The following is an 18,366-nucleotide window of genomic DNA, read 5'->3' as shown; positions in this document are numbered from 1 at the left end:
CGGGTAATTGTTCTTTGCGCGGAACGATTCCCAGTTTACAGAAGGTGCTTTTTTCATTCAAACCCCAAATTCATTCATTACAGGAATGGCTCCTTCTTGCAAAGCGATGCATAGCAACAAAACGGATCAATTCTCCCCCCGCCAAAATAGACAGCAAACAGCCAAGCAGCAGCAGGCGGCCTCCGATGGTTTGCGTAAGCGGCGCAAAATGGTGCGGATTATTCGCATACAGGCTAAACACAAAAACAAACGGCATCACGCTCAACAGATTTACCTGTGCCAAAATTTGCGACATTGCCGCTCTTTGTCTCCGCTGCTGCTGTCGCCTTCGCAAAATCGAGGTGACGGCCAAATCCAGCGTTTTGGCCATATCACCGCCCAACTCCTTTTGAACCTGGATCACTGTCGCCAAATAGGCTACATCCGCCGAACCGGTACGCGAAGACATCTGTTGCATCGCCGTCTCCAGCGGTATGTGCGCATGCAGCAGATCAACAAGCCGTTTGTATTCCTCTGCCGCGATTGGATCAATAAACGGACTTTTGACAACCTGCTCAAAGGCATGCAGATAAGATGGTGAGGTTCGCAACGAACTGGCGATAATGCGAATTGCCCGCAGATTTGCCGCTTCAAAACGTTCGCGGTTGCGGGCACTCAACACCTGGATCAGCCGCTCAACGAGCAAAACTCCGGCAAAAAACGCAGGTATGGCCAGCAGCCATGATTGTAAAATTTGACTGGTCAGCCAAAAGGCCAGTCCGCCAAGTGCCGCCGCCATGAGCAAATAATGCGCCGGTGTAATCTCTGTGCGCGTCCGATCCAGCCTGCTTTGGAAACGGCTATATAGATTGGACCTGTCCTGCCTTAATTGTTCGAGAACCGTATGGCTTTGCCCGCTGAATTTTTGCGGCTGGGGCAACAAAAGCAGCGCTACAGAGGTTCCGAGCACAGTCGAGACCAGTTCATGCAACAGGATGCTCATCCGCTCATCACCCTTCTTACACCGGAATCGGCTCGGCAAAAAAGATTCGCTCAATCTCCTCTGCTCGAATCCCTTTGGCCAGCCAGGTACGGATCATCCGTTCCGGTTTATACCCGGTCCAGCGAAACTCTCCGACCACTTTTCCGTTCACCACTTCTCGCGGTTCAAAAACATATATATCCTGCAAATAGACTCGTTCCGGAACAATTTGTTTAACGTTGCATGACCGACGTATCTGCTCTTGATGCGATTCTCCGGTTCCGACGACTTCGGTGATGGCCACCACCTTTCTGCTCCCATCCTCTTCGAAACGTTTTACCTGGACGATTAAATCAAGTGCGGAGCCAATCATCAAATTTCGTTCGATACTGCTGTACTTTTCATCGGCTTTGCCAAACAAAATCGGCAACGTGGAATCAATCAACGCGCGCGGCGAATTGGCATGCGCCGTCGACCAGCTCCCCGGATGATCGGTGTTCATCGCCCACAAAATATCGATGATTTCCCCGCCTCTTGTCTCTCCGACAATAATGACATCAGGACGTTTTCGCAGGGACAAACGGACGCAGTCACGAATGCTGAATCCGCCGATCCCCTCGTGGTTGGGCGGTTTTGCCAAAAAACGCCGGACGAACGGGTGGTGTAGCTTCATTTCCAACACGTCCTCAATCGTAATGATGCTCAAATGCTCGGGAATAAAGTGGGAAAGCATATTCAGCAGGTGCGTTTTTCCGCTTCCTGTACCTCCGCTGACCAAACCGGAAGCCCGCGACAAGCCGATTGCCCAGCGCAAAAACTGCAGCATTGGCTCACAAATGGAACCGTAGCGTAAATAATCCGCTTCTGTCAGCAGTTCCCGATGCTTGCGAATCGTCAGCATATGTCCGTCCGGGGTAATGACCCGATGAGTGGCCGCGATGCGCGAGCCGTCAGCCAGCTGGGTATTTAATTCCACTTTTGTCTCATTAAATTCACGCCCCATCGAAGCGGCCATTTGTTCAATCAAGCGCAGCAGTTCCTCCTCCTCGCGAAACACTTGCGTCGGGTACCGCTCCAAACGCCCGCTGCTTTTCCGCTCGACAACCAAGTCATCATAACGATGAAACATGATTTCCGTAATGTCAGGGTCCTCCAATAATGCATCCAATGGTCCCCAGCCGATCAGCGAATGCAGCAAACGATCCACTTCTGCTTCCATTTGCAGCGAGGTCAGCGGCGTCTTCAGTTCCAGCAACAAGCGTATATCTCTGCACAATTCTTCAAGGAAATCCGGATTGCTTTTTTCCTCCCACAGTCGTTTCCCGTGCTTTTCCACGATTTGCATGCGAATCGCTGTCTCCATTTCCTTGGAGATAACCAGCGGCCGCTCCAGCGCCGTCAACGGGTCATCCCGCTTGGCTTCACTCAGCCTTCGTAGCGGAGGGCCATCTTTCTTGGCGCTTCCCTGCAAATCAAAGCGTTCTGTTTTTGTACTGGAGCCGAATCCGAGCAAACTTTTTCGATCAAAAGACATCGAGCATTCCTCCCGCCTTCCGTTTTTGTCAGCCAGCTTACAGCAGACGGATAGGACAAAAAAAGAGCCGTAGCGCCCTTTGTCAAACAGGTACGTTACTGCTCCATCAGCTTTCTCAATTTTGCTTCCGTATTTGAATCAGGTAAAGGAGTATAAATGCTGCAGCGCAAGTCGGCGCCGCCATGTACCTGCAAGGAGGTCAAATGAAACAGCATTTTGCCTGCCTTTGCGTGGCGAAATTCCAACAGTACTTCTGGGGCAAAGCTGACCCGGCTCTGCTCCCATAATCGATTAAACTCCGGGTGAACTTCGCCCATCTCCTGCAAAAATTCTTCGTACCATGCATCTTCTACGTATTGACCATAATACGAGCGGAAAATGGCGAGAAACCCGCTGACAAAATGTTCCCAATTCACGGCCAGCCGTTGAAACTCTTTGCGGGTAAAGACGAGCCGGATCAGATTGCGCTCCTCAAATGGCACCTGTTCCAGATTGAAAAAAACGTGCGAAGCCGCCGGGTTCCAACCGACAATCTGACAGCGCCGATCGGAAATAATCGTCGGACAATAACGCAATTCTTGCAAAATGCGCTGCAGCGACGGACTTATTTCCGGTTGCCCTTCTTGCAACAGGGGGCTGCCCGCTGGACCGGCTTCGCCCGCCAATGCGTATAAATAGCGACGCTCATCTGCCGTCAGTTGCAGCACCTGGGCGATCGCATCCAGTACCGATGCAGATACTTTAATGTCGCGTCCTTGTTCGAGCCATGTGTACCAGGTCGTGCTGACGCCAGCCAACTGGGCCACTTCCTCCCGTCTAAGTCCGGGGGTACGCCGGCGTGTACCGCTTGGCAAGCCGACTGTCTCCGGCTGTATTTTGGCGCGCTGGGCTTTCAGAAAGGCAGATAGAGCTTGCAGCCTCGTATGCTGATTCATCCCGATTCCCTCGCTTTCTACCTTGTTGCCACTCATTATACGAGGTTAACGAGGCTGTTGTCTTGTCCAATCATTGTATTTCTGTCTGACCGGTTTGTTTACTATATCGGGGACAGGTAATCATATCGGTTTTGTTTATCTTCTATATATAGCGGGAATAGATATTTTGTTGCTCAATATTTCAAGGGGGAAACGAAATGAAGCGAATATTTACACCAGGAATCAACCTATTGAACCGATTAAAATACCTTCCTAAATTCGCCCTTATCGGGGCCATTTTAATCGTGCCTATCTTCGTTCTCGTCTTTTACAATGTACTGCAAATCAATCAGGATCTGACCGTATTGCAAAAACGACAAATCGGGTTAACTTTGAATGGCTTAACCATCAAATATTTACAGGACGTACAACAACATAGGGCAATGACCAGTTCGTTTTTAAGCGGAGATCAAAGCTATAAAGAAATGATGAACAGCAAGCAGCAGGAAATTGTAAACGATATCGCAGAGATCGATGCCTGTATGGAAGGTGACGGTTCGCTTCTGAACCTCACGGATAAGTGGACGGCTTTAAAAAAAGAATGGCTGGCTATGGTGCCTACCTTTGAAAAACAATCCGCCATTGATGCGATTGCACAGCATTCATCGCACATTGGGAATATCCTGAACTTCACTTCGACACTGGCGGATGAAAGCAACCTCTTACTGGCTCAAAACTTGGAAAATTATTATGCAATTAAAAGTGTGGTTGATACATTGCCGAATTTGACAGAACATCTAGGTGTATTAAGAGCAAACGGACTGACTGTTCTCAACACCAAAACGTTAACACCGGATTTGCAAAGCGGATTGATCGGTACAATATCGTTCATTGAAACAAATTTAAATGAGCTCGGCCACGAAATGGACAACAACACCTCTTCTGCCGTACTGGAAGTTTATAAAAAGATGAGTCAACAAACTAGCGAATTTATAAACTTGGTGGAGAAAGAACTTCTGAATAGCACCGCCTTGGATTACAAGGCATCTGCCTATTTTGACTTGTCTACCAAAGTTATTGACATGTGTTATGAGTTACTGTCTGAACAGCAAACTTACATGGAAGGAAAGTTGGGAATTATGGCTGACCAACTTGCGAAGCAGCGAACCGTCAATATATCGGTATCAGCCGCTGTTATCCTATTGGCGACTTACGGTTTCCTTGCCTTTTTCTTATCCATCCATCGGAATATTCAACAGCTGAAAGACGCTTCGCTATCATTGGCTGAAGGAAACTTAACCACTTTCATTCATTTTGAGACAAAAGATGAAATGAGCATGGTTGGCGCAAGCTTTAACCAGATGATCGCCAGTTTGAGGAGCTTGATCCAGCAGGTCGGGATTAACACCGAACAGGTGGCTGCTTCGGCTGAACAGCTTAATGCCAGTGCGGACCAAACGAATAAGGCAACCGAACAAATTGCGGGTACCATTCAGGAATTGGCTGCCGGCAGTGAGCAACAAGCGCAAATTGTAAGACAAGGTACTGCCAGCATAACAAGCATGTCCACAGGGGTTAAGCAAATATCGGCTCGTACTCAAAATGTATCTGATGCGGCCAATCAAACAGCAGAAATTGCCCAAACAGGCAATGATTCGATTGAGACGGCTGTTCAACAAATGAATTCCATACACGCTACTATTACAAATTTGGCGGAGGTCGTCATGGGATTAGGCAAACGATCACAAGAAATCGGTACGATTATCGAAACGATAACCGATATCGCCGGACAGACGAACCTTCTCGCACTCAATGCAGCGATTGAAGCGGCAAGAGCAGGTGAACATGGCAGAGGATTTGCAGTCGTCGCCGACGAGGTTCGTAAGCTCGCAGAGGTTTCTTCCCTGTCTGCCCAGCAAATATCCGGATTAACCAAAACCATTCAAGCTGATACCGATAAAGCGGTCCATTCCATGGAAACGGGGACAAAAGAAGTGCTCGAAGGGATTTATGTGGTAAACAATGCGGGCTTCGCATTCCAACAGATCCACCGTTCGGTCAACGAGGTGGCAGCGCAAATCCAAGAAGTGTCCTTAGCTGCGCAAATGTTGTCGGCAAATACCGAGGCGGTTGTTTCATCAATGGATGAAATCAATGCAATCTCCGGCACAACCGCTCAAGGGACTCAAAATATTTCTGCCGGAACAGAAGAACAATTGGCATCCATGGAGGAAATTGCTGCATCGTCCGCTGCGCTTTCGAAGATGGCAGAAGAACTTCAACAGCAAATCTCGCAATTTAAAGTGTAACCCCCTCTAAAAATTTGCGTTTAATGCCAAAGGGCTGACCTAAAGGTAGTTACCTACCCGAGAGGCAGCCCTGTTGTTCTTTTGGGTATGGTATGAGGATGGTTACTGTTTGCCTTCTGTATTGATTTGAAAAGTAACCCCGAACTTGTCTGTCACTATCGCATACGCCGGGCTAAAATGGGTTTCCTGTAAAGGCATATGGACTTGGCCGCCTTCCCGAAGTGCTTCATACAGTTTTTGCGATTGCTCTTTGCTATCCGAACTTATGCAAATGGTTACCTGATTTCCGCTGTGATGCGGTTGGCCGGGGAACGTGTCAGAAAACATCAACTCAGAATCCCCCACCTTGAGCGAGGCATGCGCAATGCGCTCTTTTGCTTCCTCTGGCAGCGAATAATCGGGATGCTGCGGCATGTCTGTAAATTTTTGCTGAAAAACTACCGTTGCTCCCAAGGCGCTCTCGTAAAATTGAATCGCTTCTCTTGCATTTCCATTCATCACCAAATACGGTATCAAGCGTACGGTCATCGGTTTATCACTCCTTGGTCATTACTACCATCCATTATTGCCCTTCCTTCCAATATTTACAAGGACAGCTTTGACTGTTCAGCATTTTGCGCAAGATAGTAGTTTTTATAATAGGATAAACAACAACTTGTAATAGGATAACAGCTATGCAAAGATAGCTTCCAGAAGGAATTTCTTGTAAGGAGGCGGTAATGATGGAAAGAGTCGTCATCACAGGAATGGGAGTTATCTCCCCGCTGGGAAATGATGTTGAGACGTTTTGGCGGAAAATGTGCCAAGGGGAATCGGGCATTACCTTGATAGATCGTTTTGACACCTCACGATATAAAACAAAAATCGCCGGAATGGTGCGCAATTTTGATGGAGAAGAACGCTTCGGCCGAAAAGAGGCGCGACGAATGGATCGATTTTGCCAATTCGCCTTGGCTGCAGCGGAGGAGGCGGTAACGGATTCCGGTTTGTCACCAGAACAAATCGATCGGGAACGATTCGGCGTGTATGTCGGTTCAGGCATCGGCGGTATCCAAACCTTGCTGCAGCAAGAAGCTGTGCTGACAGAAAGAGGCCCCGAGCGCGTCAGCCCGACACTCGTCCCGATGATGATCGCCAACATGGCAGCCGCCATGATCAGCATCAAATATGGAGCACAAGGGCCATCCCTCGCGCCGGTCACCGCCTGCTCGATCGGCAACACGGCGATTGGTGAGGCGTTCCGCCTGATCCGCTTGGGAGGTGCCGACGTGATTATCGCCGGCGGGACGGAAGCAGCGATTACGGAAATTTCCCTGGCCAGCTTTGGCAATGCCACAGCCATCTCCAGCCGCAATGACGAACCAGCCAAAGCGAGTCGGCCGTTTGACGCTGGACGCGATGGTTTTGTCATGGCGGAAGGGGCCGGCATTCTCGTCCTGGAGTCCCTGTCACACGCCTTGAAACGAGATGCCCGTATTTATGCCGAGGTCATCGGCTATGGGGCAAGTTCGGACGCCTATCATATGGTAGCCACCCATCCGGAAGGGATTGGTCCCTATTTGGCCATGAAAGCTGCTTTGCTTGAAGCGGGCATATCTCCAGAACAAGTCGATCTGATCAGCGCCCATGCCACCAGCACGCAGATTGGCGATATATCGGAGACTTTGGCCATCAAGCGGTTGTTTGGCGAGGCTGCTTACCGTATACCGATCACAGCCAACAAGTCGATGACCGGCCACATGCTCGGGGCGGCCGGCGGTATCGAAGCGATTGCTCTGGTAAAAAGCCTCAATGAGGGATTGATTCCTCCTACCATCAATCTCGAGCAACCTGACCCCGCTTGTGACTTGGACTATGTGCCAAACACTGCCAGGTCTGCCCGCCTTTCCATTGGACTGTCCAATTCGTTTGGCTTTGGCGGTCACAATGCCGTGATTGTCCTGAAGGCGTATACGGACTGAACCGGACAAGCCAAGTCAACCGTTAAAGACGCTTTAGCCCGTACCGTTGTGGATCGCCGGATTGATTATCGCCAGCCTTCCTGCAACGGTACAACGATTTGCCGAGAAATTTCCGATTTACCTCAACCGCTTTCTACGGTACGATAAGTCCCAAAAAGAGCCAATGGAGGTCGAACTTATGCTTGTTGATCACCCCATTCCTATTGCCGAGCAAACAACCACTTTCTCGCCGCAACTCCGCGAATCTGGCGAACCGTTGATAGCCCTGTCCACCCTGTCCGAAAAAATCAAAGTGTATCCGTATTACTTCAAGCAGGGACACAGCGGAGCCAAAGAAGAAGCCTTTTTGCGTACAGGGGCTGCGCAGCTGCTGAAAAAGGCGGCGGAACAACTGCCTGAAGGCCACTTTTTCGTCGTACTGGATGGCTGGCGTCCTTTCCAGGTGCAGCAATCGCTCTATGAGCGCTTCAAACAAAGCTTGCTGGAACAAGGCTTGTCCGCAGGAGAAGAACTGGAGCGGGAGTTGTGCAAATTTGTGGCCAAACCGACTCAGGATATTCGGCGTCCCGCCCCTCACCTAAGCGGAGGAGCAATTGACCTGACCATTGCAACGGCAGACAGTTGGCTGGACATGGGCACGGCGTTCGATGATTTTTCGGAGCGAGCTGCCACTTGTTATTTTGAGACATTACCGGTACACACCCCTGCCACCTTGCAAATTCGCGAAAACCGCCGCATGCTTTACCACTTGATGGTTGAGGCAGGCTTTGTCAATTATGCTGCGGAATGGTGGCATTATGAGTTTGGCACCCTTTCCTGGGCACAAAAGAAACGGGCGGAAGCCATTTACGGCGGGGTATTAGAAGTGTGCTAACATCCGGCTTCATTGGACAAGCAATCAGAAAACCAAAGGAAAATATTGAACAAAGTGAATATTTGCAATATATTTAAATTATGTTCAATTTAATATTTTTTGGGGGGATTCTTTTGATTCGACGAAAGATTTCGCTGATCAGCAGTCTGTTTCTCGCAGGTTGCCTGCTGTTAACCGCTTGTAGCAGCAACCCTGCCAGCAGTCCGCCGGAAACAAAGCCGACCAATTCGGCACAGCCAACGTCCGAACCACAGAAAGAAACCGCTTCGGACACCCTCGTTGTCGGAATGACATCGGATCAGGGAACATTGGATCCTGCTGTGACGATGGACAACAGCGCCTGGAAAATTACCTATCCTGCCTACCAACGTCTGGTTGAATATGACGGAGAGAGCACCGAGTTAAAACCAGGCCTGGCCAAAGAGTGGAAGGTGAGCGACGATGGTCTGGAATGGACCTTCACCCTCGCGGAAGGAAACAAATTTGCCGACGGTACGCCTGTCACCGCAGATGCCGTCAAATTCAGCTTTGATCGAACGTTAAAAATCAAAAAAGGGCCAGTCGACGTTTACAATGTAATCAAGGAAATTAAAGTCAACTCTCCCACCTCAGTCACCTTTGTTCTCTCGAAAACTTTCCCGCCGTTCCTCTCCACCCTGGCTGCAAACTATGGCGGAATCGTTAACCCTAAAGTGATGGAAAAGGAACAAAACGGAGATCTCGGCCAAAACTACCTCGCCAACAACACCATGGGAAGCGGCCCTTATCAACTCTCGGAATGGAAAAAAGGAGAGTATCTCAAGCTTACCGTCAACCCGAACTCCTCAGTCAAACCTACATTCAAAGAAGTCTACTTCAGAATTATCCCAGATGCTACAGCTCAGCGCCTGCAACTCGAACAAGGTGAAATCGATATTGCCGAAGGAATTCCCGCAGAACAGCTCAATTCGGTAAAAGAACTGCCGAATGTCCAGCTCCTGCAAAAGCCCAGCTTGCTCGTGGACTATGTGTATGTGAATACTTCGAAAGGCAATCCAGCGCTGCAAAACCCGAAAGTTCGCCAAGCTTTAAGCTACGCCATTGATTACGAAGCATTGACCGCCTCTGTTCAGGAAGGTTACGCCACGCAAATGCGCGGACCGATTCCGAAGGGGCTGTGGGGACACGATGAATCCGCTCTGCAATATACCTATGATGCGGAAAAAGCGAAAGCGCTGCTGGCGGAAGCCGGTGCCTCCAATTTGTCGCTAAACTTGCTGTACTCCGATAACAAAGCATGGTGGGAAACGGAAGCGATTACCCTGCAAGCCTTCTTTGCCGACATCGGAGTAAAGCTGAATTTGAATAAAGTTGCCTATGCCACTTCCCGGGAGATGATCGATAAAGGCGACTTTGATTTGGCCTTGGGCGTGTGGAGTCCGGACTTCGGCGACCCGTACATGTTTATGAACTACTGGTTTGACTCCAACAACTTTGGTCTCTCTGGCAACAGAGCCTTCTATAAAAATGAGCAAGTGGACAACCTTGTCCGTCAGGCGGCTACGATAAATGACCAAGCAGAACGGGAGAAGCTCTATCAAGAGGCCCAAAAAATCGTGATCGAAGAAGCACCCTACCTTTATTTGTATCAAAAAGATTATCTCCTGCCGATTAATAAAAACCTCAAAGGGTTGGTCTACAACCCGATGCTGGAAGGCATCTATAATTTAGCTGACATGTCGAAATAATCGAATAAGGAGTGTTTCCCGCATGAAACGGATCATCACGAAGCGTCTGTCCATGCTTCTGTTTGTGCTGCTGGGTGTCACGCTGCTCACATTCTTTCTTTCCCACGTGATCCCCGGCGATCCGGCAAGAATGATGGTTGGACAGCGCGCCTCCGAGGAAACACTGCAAGAAGTTCGGCATCAATTGGGCCTGGACCAACCAGTCTGGGTCCAATATTTTACTTATTTGAAAGGACTTCTTGTCGGTGATTTCGGTACTTCCATTCGAACGCAGCAGCCAGTTAGCCATGATCTGCTCACCTTTTTTCCGGCAACGATTGAGTTGGCGCTTCTGGCCTTTGTCATCGCCATTATCATCGGCATCCCGCTCGGTATTTTATCGGCCGTCAAAAAAGATACCGGCTGGGATCACGCTGGACGAATTTTTTCAATCGCGGGCGTGTCCACCCCTGTTTTTTGGAGCGGTCTTGTCGGCATCCTGATCTTTTACAAGTTTTTGGACTGGTTGCCGTCCAGCGGCCGCTTGGATCTTGCGATTGCTCCGCCGGCCCGAATCACAGGCCTTTATCTTGTCGACAGTCTATTCACCGGGAACTGGGCTGCTTTTAAAAACAGTTTGTGGCATCTCCTGCTCCCTGCATTTACTCTCGCCTTTGCGCAGTTGGCGATCGTGACACGTCAAGTTCGCTCCAGCATGCTGGAGGTACTCGGTCAAGACTACATCCGCACCGCATTGGCCAATGGCATCAATGGCCCGGTGCTGTTGTTTCGTTATGCCTTGCGCAATGCCCTCATCCCTACGATTACAGTAGTCGGGCTCTCCTTCGGCTCCTTGCTGGGAGGGGCGGTCGTAACCGAAACCATCTTCAGCTGGCCGGGAATGGGCAAATATGTGGTTGACTCGATCGCCTATCTCGATTTTCCGGCGATTATGGGCTTTACTTTTGTTATTTCTATTGGTTATGTCCTGATCAATTTGCTAGTCGATATTGCTTACTATATGCTAGACCCGCAAATCAAAGAATAGGGGGATTCAGCATGTCTGTCCAAACAGAGCTTCTTCCAGCGAAACGTACGGTCAACCCCTTATGGTACAAGTTCAGAAAAAATCCATTAACCCTTGTTGGTCTTGTTGTCCTGCTGTTCATTATTTTGCTGGCGATCTTCGTCCCGTTGATCAGTCCGTACGAACCGACCAAAATTCATGTAGTAGAGCGTTTCTCTCCACCTTCCGCCAAGCACTTGTTTGGAACCGATGAGGTTGGCCGAGACATTTTTACGCGTATTTTGTACGGCGCAAGACTTTCTTTGGGTATGGGTGTCGCTGTTGTCCTGTCAGCAGGAGTGATCGGTACGGCGATCGGCGCTGTCTCCGGTTATTTCGGCGGCCGCATTGATCAAATCATTATGCGTCTCATGGATATTGTGTTGGCATTTCCTTCTTTGGTGCTCGCCATGGCGGTGGCGGCGACGCTCGGTCCCAATCTGTTCAATGCCCTGCTGGCGATCGCGATCATCAAAGTACCCGTTTATGTCCGTTTGGCTCGCGCCGAAACGCTCGCCTTGCGGGAAAGGCTGTATGTCAAAGCTGCGTATACGTTTGGAATCAAGCCCTGGCGTATTATTACCCGCCATATTATTCCCAATGCCGTAACCCCGGTGATTATCCAGGTTACGCTTGACATTGGCGATGCCATTTTGATGGTGGCAACGCTTGGCTTTCTTGGTCTAGGGGCTCAACCGCCCACTCCCGAATGGGGGGCAATGATCAGCGTAGGGTGGAAATACCTGCTCGATTACTGGTGGTATCCGACTTTCCCCGGATTGGCCCTATTTCTCGCCTCTTGCGGCTTTAATCTGATCGGTGACGGCATTCGCGATATTCTCGATCCGAAAGCGAATCGGTAAGGAGGGCAAATAGACAATGTTGTTGGAAATTAAGGAATTGTCCGTTGAATTTCAATCGATACAAGGCAAACTGCAAGCTTTGAAAAATGTCTCGTTCTCCATGGACGAAGGGGAAATCATCGGAGTTGTCGGCGAGTCGGGATCGGGAAAATCGGTGACGGCGTTAAGCATCCTGGGGTTGCTGGAGAAAAACGCAAAAATTACGCAAGGATCGGTCTTTTATAAAGGAAAAGATGTGTTGCGTCTCGGTCGAAAAGAGCAGCAGCAATTGCGCGGCAAAGAGATCGGCATGGTTTTTCAGGAGCCGATGACCGCTCTGCATCCCACCATGCGGATCGGTGACCAACTGGCTGGCGTAATCAAACGTCACCGACAAGTTTCCAGCAAGGAAGCGGCTCAATTGGCCATTCGCAGCTTGGCTGAAGTGCATATTGATCATCCCGAGCTGGTCGCGGGCAAATACCCTTTTGAACTCAGCGGCGGAATGCGGCAGCGTGTGGTCATTGCCTTGGCCATGTCCGCTCCGCCTACGCTGTTGATTGCCGACGAGCCGACCACTGCGCTGGACGTAACGATTCAGGATGAAATCCTCAAGCTGATGAAGGAGCTTTCCGTCAAACGCGGAACAGCGATTATGTTTATTACGCACGATCTGGGAGTGGTCGCCCGCCTTTGCAACCGCGTGATTGTGATGTATGCCGGGGAAGTCATGGAAACAGGCATTACCTCCGATGTCTTGCATCGGCCTGCACATCCTTATACCCGTGCTTTGATTGGCGCCTTGCCCGACTGGGCCGATCCGAATGAGCCGTTGTCGGCAATTCCTGGGGAAACGCCGAATTTATTCAATCGACCGGCTGGTTGCGTATTTGCTGATCGGTGCCCGCAGGCCTTGCCTTTGTGCCGCGAGGATCGTCCTGCCTTAGAAGCGTATCAAGATAACCAAGAACATCGCGTTGCGTGCTGGGTGAGGTGAACATAGAAATGCAACCATTGATTGAACTGAAATCTGTCAGTAAAACGTACGGTTCCGGCAAAAAACGTTTTCAAGCGGTAACTGACATCAATTTAACGATTCAAAAAGGCGAAAGCTTCGGACTGATCGGTGAATCAGGTTCCGGCAAGAGCACACTGGCGAAAATGCTGATCGGCCTGGAACCCCCAAGTTCCGGTACAATCGAGCTTGCCGGAAAGCCGTTGTGGGAAGGAGATAAATTCAAACCGCAGCGGCCTGGCGAAATGCAAATCGTGTTTCAAGACCCTCAATCATCGCTCGATCCGCGCATGACGGTCAAAGAGATCATCTTGGAACCGCTTTACGCGCTGTCAGCTGGAGAACGGAAGCAAAAAGGTTCAATGGAACGGCTTCAGCAGTTAATCACCCGGGTGGGCCTGAAAACGGATCAGCTTTCCCGTTACCCGCATGAATTTAGTGGCGGACAGCGTCAGCGGATCGCGATTGCCCGCGCTTTGATCACCGAACCGAAGTTTGTCATCCTTGATGAGCCGACTTCTGCATTGGACGTCTCAGTGCAGGCCAACGTGCTCAATCTGTTGAAAGAATTAAAGCACGAACACCAGCTGACCTACCTGTTTATTTCGCACAACATGTCAGTCATCCGCTACATGTGTGACCAGACTGCCGTCATGTATAAAGGAGAGATTGTGGAGACAGGTCCCATTGAGGACATCTTCCAACACCCCCGCCAAGCTTACACCAAAACATTGTTATCGTCATTGCATCCGTTGCAGGCTGCCGGCGTAAATCAAGCCGAAAACCACAGCAACGAGTTATCCCCATAACCAACTGAACAGGGAGGCCCGCTTCTTGGGTTTCCCTCCCAAACCCTTTTCCTCCTCTGGCTTCTCCGCTTGAACAGGCAGCAGCGAGCGTCCCAGCATCTCCAACGCCTCGCGCGCAGCCGACTTCCCTTGCAATATCATCGGCATGCCTGTATTGATCGATTTTTTCACCTCCTCGTCGTCAGGTATCGTATACAGCTTTTTGCTCGGATGCAGCTGAAAATAGGCACGCATCTCCTCCAGCGTGAACATCTCTTTTCGCTGCAGCCGGTTAATGCAAAGCTGAATCCGCTCCTCCGGGTATTCCGCTTCGCGCAGCAGTTTGAGCATACGTTGAATATTTTCGATTGAATCCACCACAGGATTGCCGACCATAATCACCCGCTGCGCAAAAAACAGTGCTTGTACGGTAGCATCCGTCGTATCCGGAGCCGTATCAATCAGGATCACATCGTAATCGCTGAGCCGCAGCGCTTCCAACATCAGATAAAGATGATAATCTTTAATCTCAAAACTGTAACGAATATCCCGAGGAGAAGTGAGGACATGCAATCCGGTCGGCTCATGGACGACAACATACTGCCGGATCTCTTGCGGAGATATCCGCACGGCGGCAGCATGCTCCTGCCACTCGGCATGCGACAACGATTGGGGATGACGCCCCTCCCGTTCCACCACCGCCATCAACAACTGGTCGATTGCCTGCACCCAACCGAACAGATTGGGCGTTCGCGGCAAGTTTAATGAAGTGGCAAATGTGCCAAGATCGAGATTAAAGTCGACGGCTAGCACTTTTAGCGGTCGATTCTCCCTTTTTTGTTGTGTAAAATAAACAGCCAGTTCCCGGGACAAAAACGTCTTGCCTACACCGCCCTTTGGGCCGTAAACCGTAATAATCTGCTTGGACTCGTTGGCTGACGGCGCGGGCGCGGAGTCAGCCGGCGGCTTGTTATCGCCAACTGCAACAGACGAACCGGGATGAACGGGAATACAGGGCATTTCCATACGGGAAACTAGCATCTCCAACTGAGCAACTTGGATCGGTTTGCCGATGACCCAAAATCCAAGATTGCGCAAAAACGGTTCCCAGTTTAATTCCCGCAAGGAACACGCCGCCATCAAAGCCGTTTGCGGATAATAAAGCTGCATTTGCCGCGAGAATTCTCCCCAATCAATCTCAGGCAAGCTGCCAAGCAAGACCGCATCCGGCTTCACCTCAGCCATTGCCTGCCATAACTCTTCCCAGCGGGCAATCTCCGCTACCGGCTCAATTCGACTGCTTCCGGCTAGATTTTGTCTTAGCTGATAGAGTGACCGCTCGTCGTCAAAGATAAGCAAGCGTTTCTTTTCACGATTCATTCCGGTTCCTCCTCGCTGCTCCAACGTTTCTTCGTCCTCATCAGCGCCTGGGCAAAAGCGGAATCGCCTATACCTGACCGTTTTTCCCCGACAAGCGCAGCTTTGGCGAGATGAATCTTGCCGTAATGAATGGCATGGGTCAGCAGGACAGCCTCGTCAAGTTTTACAGCGATCGTCACCGCGACCAGCCGGGGAATCTCCCCATCCAGCTCCCGCTGCAGCGCAACAACGGGCATGTTTTTAAACAACAACCCGCTGTGTGCCCCCTCTTCATCCTCAAATGAGGCGAACAAATGCACATAGTCTCCGATCTCCAGATAAGGCGTCACTCCAATAATGTTATCGACCGGAATGCTCATCCCCGTCCACGTTTCATCTTGCAGTTGGCTCAACCCTTTTTCATCCTGCTGCGCGAAATCATTGACAAACAACGGCATCGGGCCTGCCACTTGCCGACTGAGTGGCAAGGCAAGGTAGGACTCTGCTTCCTCCCAAGGGATCAGATTGGGAAGCGGAGTCGATTGTTTGGCAAACATGCTGCCGAGTACAAGAACCCCCTGTTCAATCTGTTCTTCCTTCAACAAGGTTCCCGCTTCCACAACTTCTCCCTCCCTCAGCTTCAAATAGTGAAATGTCTGCGGCTTGAGAATCATATAAGCTCCACAGCCTAGACAAACCGCCAGAAGCAGCGCTGCAACCAGTCGGATGGGACTGATGGTCATACTCGCGTTCCCCCGTTCTGTTTTTTGCCTAGCATACAGGATACGGTTGGGACAAAAAAACTGCCCGGTGCAAGCCATCGTTGCACCGGGCAAAATCGGAACGCGGAGAGAACTCCCCGCCTATGCTTATGTATTTCTTTCGTAAATCAGCCGCAAGCCTTTTAGGGTTAATTCCGGATCGACGATCGTAATGCAGTCCGTTTCCCCGGCGATCAACGAAGCCAACCCTCCTGTTGCGACAACAACCGGATTGTTTTTATACTCCGCTTTCATGCGGTTGACGATTCCTTCCACTTGGCCGACAAAGCCGTAGTAAATTCCCGATTGCATCGCGGTAATTGTATTGCGTCCGACTACCCCAGGAGGCTTGGCGATTTCAATCCGCGGCAATTTGGCAGCCCGGCTAACCAGCGCTTCTGTGGAGATCGCAATTCCCGGCGCGATGGAACCGCCCCAATATCGTCCTTGTTCATCGATATAGCAAAAAGTGGTCGCTGTCCCAAAATCAACAACGATTAAGGGCGTCCCGTAATAATGGATAGCGGCGACGGCGTTGACAATTCGATCCGCGCCTACTTCACGCGGGTATTCATATTTAATGTTGAGGCCTGTCTTTACACCCGGACCGACCACCAGCGGCCTTTTGCCAAAATACTTTAGACACATCCGCTCAATCGTTGCATTCAACGGGGGAACGACTGACGAAACGATGACACCTTGCACGTGCTGAAACGCAATGCCCGCACTCGTAAACAGATTGAGCACAAGCATGCCGTACTCATCTTCCGTCTTGTTGCGGTCTGTGCCGATTCGCCAATGATATTTGAGGATTTCCCCTTGATAGATGCCAAGCACAAGATTGCTGTTGCCGATATCGATTACCAGTAACATATCATGATCCCTCGATCTCATCCAAATCAAGATTTGAAAAAAACCACCCGGCTGTCTGCTCCGCAATGGCCGAATGGGATTTCGCTTTGCGCATGTCTGCCTAAATCAACCGGCAATTCAGTGCGTGCGGCATTCCTTGCACGTCCCGTAAATCTCAAACTTGTGGCCGGTCACCTGAAATTCATCGGGTACTGCATGTAAGATACTCATCGGACAATCAGGAAGGGACAAGGTTTTTCCGCAAACCGTACAAATCACATGGTGATGGTGATCCCCGTCAACCGAGCAAGCGAGCCTGAATTTCCCCTCGCCTTCCAGTTCGGTTTCCTCCAAAATCCCCAGCTGCACAAAAGTGGAGATATTGCGATACACCGTATCAAAACTTAAATTTGGATACATCTCTTTTATCTTCTCCATAATATCGCGAGCGGAGAGATAGCGCTTTTCTGCCGCACAGATTCGAATGATCTCTTCTCGCTTGCCGGTATATTTAAACCCACGTTCCTTTAAGATCTGTAACGCTTCCTCAACAGTCATCGCTGCCTCTCCTTCCCATTCAATTCCAGATCCGCTTCAACTTCTTGCTTGCCAGTACACCAAGCAAAAGCAAGACCGCCACCAATACGATTGTCCCGCCTGATGCCCAATCAAGCAAATAGGCAAAATAAAGTCCGACCAAAACTGATATCTCTGCAAACAGAATAGCATAAAATATGGTTTGGCGAAAACTCTTGGCAATTTGCAGGCTGCTGGCAACCGGCAGCGTGATCATCGCCGAAATCAGCAATACCCCGACAATTCGCATAGAGGCTGCGATCGTCAGCGCGACCAACACGATAAACCAAAAATTGATGAACTTCCGCGCTACTCCCGATACCCGGGCAAACTCCTCATCAAATGAGACGGCAAACAATTCCTTGTAAATGGCCAATACCGTGCCGATGACGAATACGGCCACACCGATCAAGGCAAACATATCCTCTTTGGTCACCGTGACAATGTTACCAAACAAATAGGAGTACAAATCGGTGGTAAAACCGTCCGCCATACTAACCAATACGGTAAACAGCCCCAACCCCCCGGAAAGAATAATCGGAATCGCCAAGTCTTGCTGCGACTTGTATAATTTACGCAAGCGTTCGATGAACAGTGAACCGATTACGGAAAAGATCATCCCGAAAAACAGCGGATTGACGGCCCCCAAAAACGCCACGTTCTTGGAGAGCAACATCCCGGCGGCAACACCCGACAAAGTGACATGGGACAGTCCGTCTGCCATCATCGACAAGCGCCGCACAACCAGAAATGTGCCAAGCAGAGGGCAAATAACGCCAATCAAGACGCCTGACAACAACGTATAACGCAGAAAATCATAGTGAAACCAATCGGCAATCATTCGTATT

General features: G+C 50.1%; 17 protein-coding genes. 8 read left to right on the top strand and 9 right to left on the bottom strand.

What is annotated here, in order from left to right; genetic code table 11:
* Positions 1–70: 70 nt before the first annotated feature.
* The 3 genes from JOD01_RS18905 to JOD01_RS18895 form a co-directional block, all read right to left on the bottom strand.
* Entirely contained in the window at positions 71–982 is a 912-nt protein-coding gene (locus JOD01_RS18905; RefSeq protein ID WP_204519969.1) for a type II secretion system F family protein, read from the bottom strand.
* A 16-nt stretch (positions 983–998) separates the two neighbouring features.
* Positions 999–2,495 (bottom strand): TadA family conjugal transfer-associated ATPase, encoded by a 1,497-nt coding sequence (locus JOD01_RS18900; RefSeq protein WP_204519964.1) that lies wholly within the window; start codon positions 2,493–2,495, stop codon positions 999–1,001.
* A gap of 95 nt (positions 2,496–2,590) precedes the next feature.
* The gene (locus JOD01_RS18895; protein WP_204519962.1) at positions 2,591–3,430 is read right to left on the bottom strand and encodes a helix-turn-helix transcriptional regulator; all 840 of its coding nucleotides are present in this window, start codon (positions 3,428–3,430) and stop codon (positions 2,591–2,593) included.
* Between the two features lie 197 nt (positions 3,431–3,627).
* On the opposite strand from JOD01_RS18895, the gene JOD01_RS18890 reads away from it, so the two are divergent.
* On the top strand, positions 3,628–5,718 hold the full coding sequence (locus tag JOD01_RS18890; protein WP_239565586.1) for a methyl-accepting chemotaxis protein: 2,091 nt from the start codon (positions 3,628–3,630) through the stop codon (positions 5,716–5,718).
* A 102-nt stretch (positions 5,719–5,820) separates the two neighbouring features.
* On the opposite strand, the gene JOD01_RS18885 is transcribed toward JOD01_RS18890, so the two are convergent.
* Positions 5,821–6,246, bottom strand: coding sequence for a VOC family protein (locus JOD01_RS18885; RefSeq protein ID WP_204519960.1), 426 nt, complete (start codon positions 6,244–6,246; stop codon positions 5,821–5,823).
* A 194-nt stretch (positions 6,247–6,440) separates the two neighbouring features.
* On the opposite strand from JOD01_RS18885, the gene fabF reads away from it, so the two are divergent.
* The 7 genes from fabF to JOD01_RS18850 all read left to right on the top strand — a co-directional run bounded on the left by fabF (position 6,441) and on the right by JOD01_RS18850 (position 13,991).
* A complete protein-coding gene (fabF, locus tag JOD01_RS18880) occupies positions 6,441–7,679 on the top strand; it encodes a beta-ketoacyl-ACP synthase II (RefSeq protein WP_204519971.1) in 1,239 nt (412 codons plus the stop codon).
* Between the two features lie 178 nt (positions 7,680–7,857).
* The gene (locus tag JOD01_RS18875) at positions 7,858–8,553 is read left to right on the top strand and encodes a M15 family metallopeptidase (RefSeq protein ID WP_204519958.1); all 696 of its coding nucleotides are present in this window, start codon (positions 7,858–7,860) and stop codon (positions 8,551–8,553) included.
* Positions 8,554–8,666: 113 nt separating this feature from the next.
* Entirely contained in the window at positions 8,667–10,280 is a 1,614-nt protein-coding gene (locus tag JOD01_RS18870) for an ABC transporter substrate-binding protein (RefSeq protein ID WP_239565585.1), read from the top strand.
* 22 nt (positions 10,281–10,302) lie between these two features.
* Positions 10,303–11,307 carry an ABC transporter permease gene (locus JOD01_RS18865; protein WP_204519954.1) on the top strand — a complete coding sequence of 335 codons (1,005 nt, stop codon included), beginning with the start codon at positions 10,303–10,305 and terminating at the stop codon, positions 11,305–11,307.
* Positions 11,308–11,318: 11 nt separating this feature from the next.
* Complete coding sequence (locus JOD01_RS18860; protein WP_204519953.1) at positions 11,319–12,188, top strand: ABC transporter permease subunit; 870 nt, start codon at positions 11,319–11,321, stop codon at positions 12,186–12,188.
* 16 nt (positions 12,189–12,204) lie between these two features.
* Complete coding sequence (locus JOD01_RS18855) at positions 12,205–13,164, top strand: ABC transporter ATP-binding protein (RefSeq protein WP_204519951.1); 960 nt, start codon at positions 12,205–12,207, stop codon at positions 13,162–13,164.
* Between the two features lie 8 nt (positions 13,165–13,172).
* Complete coding sequence (locus JOD01_RS18850) at positions 13,173–13,991, top strand: ABC transporter ATP-binding protein (RefSeq protein ID WP_204519949.1); 819 nt, start codon at positions 13,173–13,175, stop codon at positions 13,989–13,991.
* Here JOD01_RS18850 and JOD01_RS18845 read toward each other — a convergent pair.
* The 5 genes from JOD01_RS18845 to JOD01_RS18825 form a co-directional block, all read right to left on the bottom strand.
* A complete protein-coding gene (locus tag JOD01_RS18845) occupies positions 13,980–15,350 on the bottom strand; it encodes a CpaE/TadZ family protein (RefSeq protein WP_204519947.1) in 1,371 nt (456 codons plus the stop codon). The genes JOD01_RS18850 and JOD01_RS18845 overlap by 12 nt on opposite strands.
* A complete protein-coding gene (locus JOD01_RS18840) occupies positions 15,347–16,072 on the bottom strand; it encodes a CpaB family protein (RefSeq protein ID WP_204519945.1) in 726 nt (241 codons plus the stop codon). The genes JOD01_RS18845 and JOD01_RS18840 overlap by 4 nt, the downstream gene beginning before the upstream one ends.
* 126 nt (positions 16,073–16,198) lie before the next feature.
* Positions 16,199–16,963 (bottom strand): type III pantothenate kinase, encoded by a 765-nt coding sequence (locus JOD01_RS18835; protein WP_204519943.1) that lies wholly within the window; start codon positions 16,961–16,963, stop codon positions 16,199–16,201.
* A gap of 117 nt (positions 16,964–17,080) precedes the next feature.
* Positions 17,081–17,500, bottom strand: coding sequence for a Fur family transcriptional regulator (locus tag JOD01_RS18830; protein WP_204519941.1), 420 nt, complete (start codon positions 17,498–17,500; stop codon positions 17,081–17,083).
* 19 nt (positions 17,501–17,519) lie between these two features.
* Entirely contained in the window at positions 17,520–18,359 is an 840-nt protein-coding gene (locus JOD01_RS18825) for a metal ABC transporter permease (RefSeq protein ID WP_204519939.1), read from the bottom strand.
* Positions 18,360–18,366: the final 7 nt, after the last annotated feature.

The organism is Brevibacillus fulvus, from assembly GCF_016908525.1.
GTDB lineage: Bacteria > Bacillota > Bacilli > Brevibacillales > Brevibacillaceae > Brevibacillus_G > Brevibacillus_G fulvus.
The sequence above is the reverse complement of the archived record's forward strand: the minus strand, read 5'-3'. Positions and strand labels throughout refer to the sequence as shown.

What these genes read in the sequence shown, in the direction of transcription:
- JOD01_RS18865 (WP_204519954.1), top strand. Translation starts at nt 10,303, where the DNA reads ATGAAACGGATCATCACGAAGCGTCTGTCCATGCTTCTGTTTGTGCTG.
- JOD01_RS18900 (WP_204519964.1), bottom strand. Translation starts at nt 2,495, where the DNA reads ATGTCTTTTGATCGAAAAAGTTTGCTCGGATTCGGCTCCAGTACAAAA.
- JOD01_RS18895 (WP_204519962.1), bottom strand. Translation starts at nt 3,430, where the DNA reads ATGAATCAGCATACGAGGCTGCAAGCTCTATCTGCCTTTCTGAAAGCC.
- JOD01_RS18825 (WP_204519939.1), bottom strand. Translation starts at nt 18,359, where the DNA reads ATGATTGCCGATTGGTTTCACTATGATTTTCTGCGTTATACGTTGTTG.
- JOD01_RS18830 (WP_204519941.1), bottom strand. Translation starts at nt 17,500, where the DNA reads ATGACTGTTGAGGAAGCGTTACAGATCTTAAAGGAACGTGGGTTTAAA.
- JOD01_RS18835 (WP_204519943.1), bottom strand. Translation starts at nt 16,963, where the DNA reads ATGTTACTGGTAATCGATATCGGCAACAGCAATCTTGTGCTTGGCATC.
- JOD01_RS18905 (WP_204519969.1), bottom strand. Translation starts at nt 982, where the DNA reads ATGAGCATCCTGTTGCATGAACTGGTCTCGACTGTGCTCGGAACCTCT.
- JOD01_RS18845 (WP_204519947.1), bottom strand. Translation starts at nt 15,350, where the DNA reads ATGAATCGTGAAAAGAAACGCTTGCTTATCTTTGACGACGAGCGGTCA.
- JOD01_RS18850 (WP_204519949.1), top strand. Translation starts at nt 13,173, where the DNA reads ATGCAACCATTGATTGAACTGAAATCTGTCAGTAAAACGTACGGTTCC.
- JOD01_RS18890 (WP_239565586.1), top strand. Translation starts at nt 3,628, where the DNA reads ATGAAGCGAATATTTACACCAGGAATCAACCTATTGAACCGATTAAAA.
- JOD01_RS18860 (WP_204519953.1), top strand. Translation starts at nt 11,319, where the DNA reads ATGTCTGTCCAAACAGAGCTTCTTCCAGCGAAACGTACGGTCAACCCC.
- JOD01_RS18855 (WP_204519951.1), top strand. Translation starts at nt 12,205, where the DNA reads ATGTTGTTGGAAATTAAGGAATTGTCCGTTGAATTTCAATCGATACAA.
- JOD01_RS18840 (WP_204519945.1), bottom strand. Translation starts at nt 16,072, where the DNA reads ATGACCATCAGTCCCATCCGACTGGTTGCAGCGCTGCTTCTGGCGGTT.
- JOD01_RS18885 (WP_204519960.1), bottom strand. Translation starts at nt 6,246, where the DNA reads ATGACCGTACGCTTGATACCGTATTTGGTGATGAATGGAAATGCAAGA.
- fabF (WP_204519971.1), top strand. Translation starts at nt 6,441, where the DNA reads ATGGAAAGAGTCGTCATCACAGGAATGGGAGTTATCTCCCCGCTGGGA.
- JOD01_RS18875 (WP_204519958.1), top strand. Translation starts at nt 7,858, where the DNA reads ATGCTTGTTGATCACCCCATTCCTATTGCCGAGCAAACAACCACTTTC.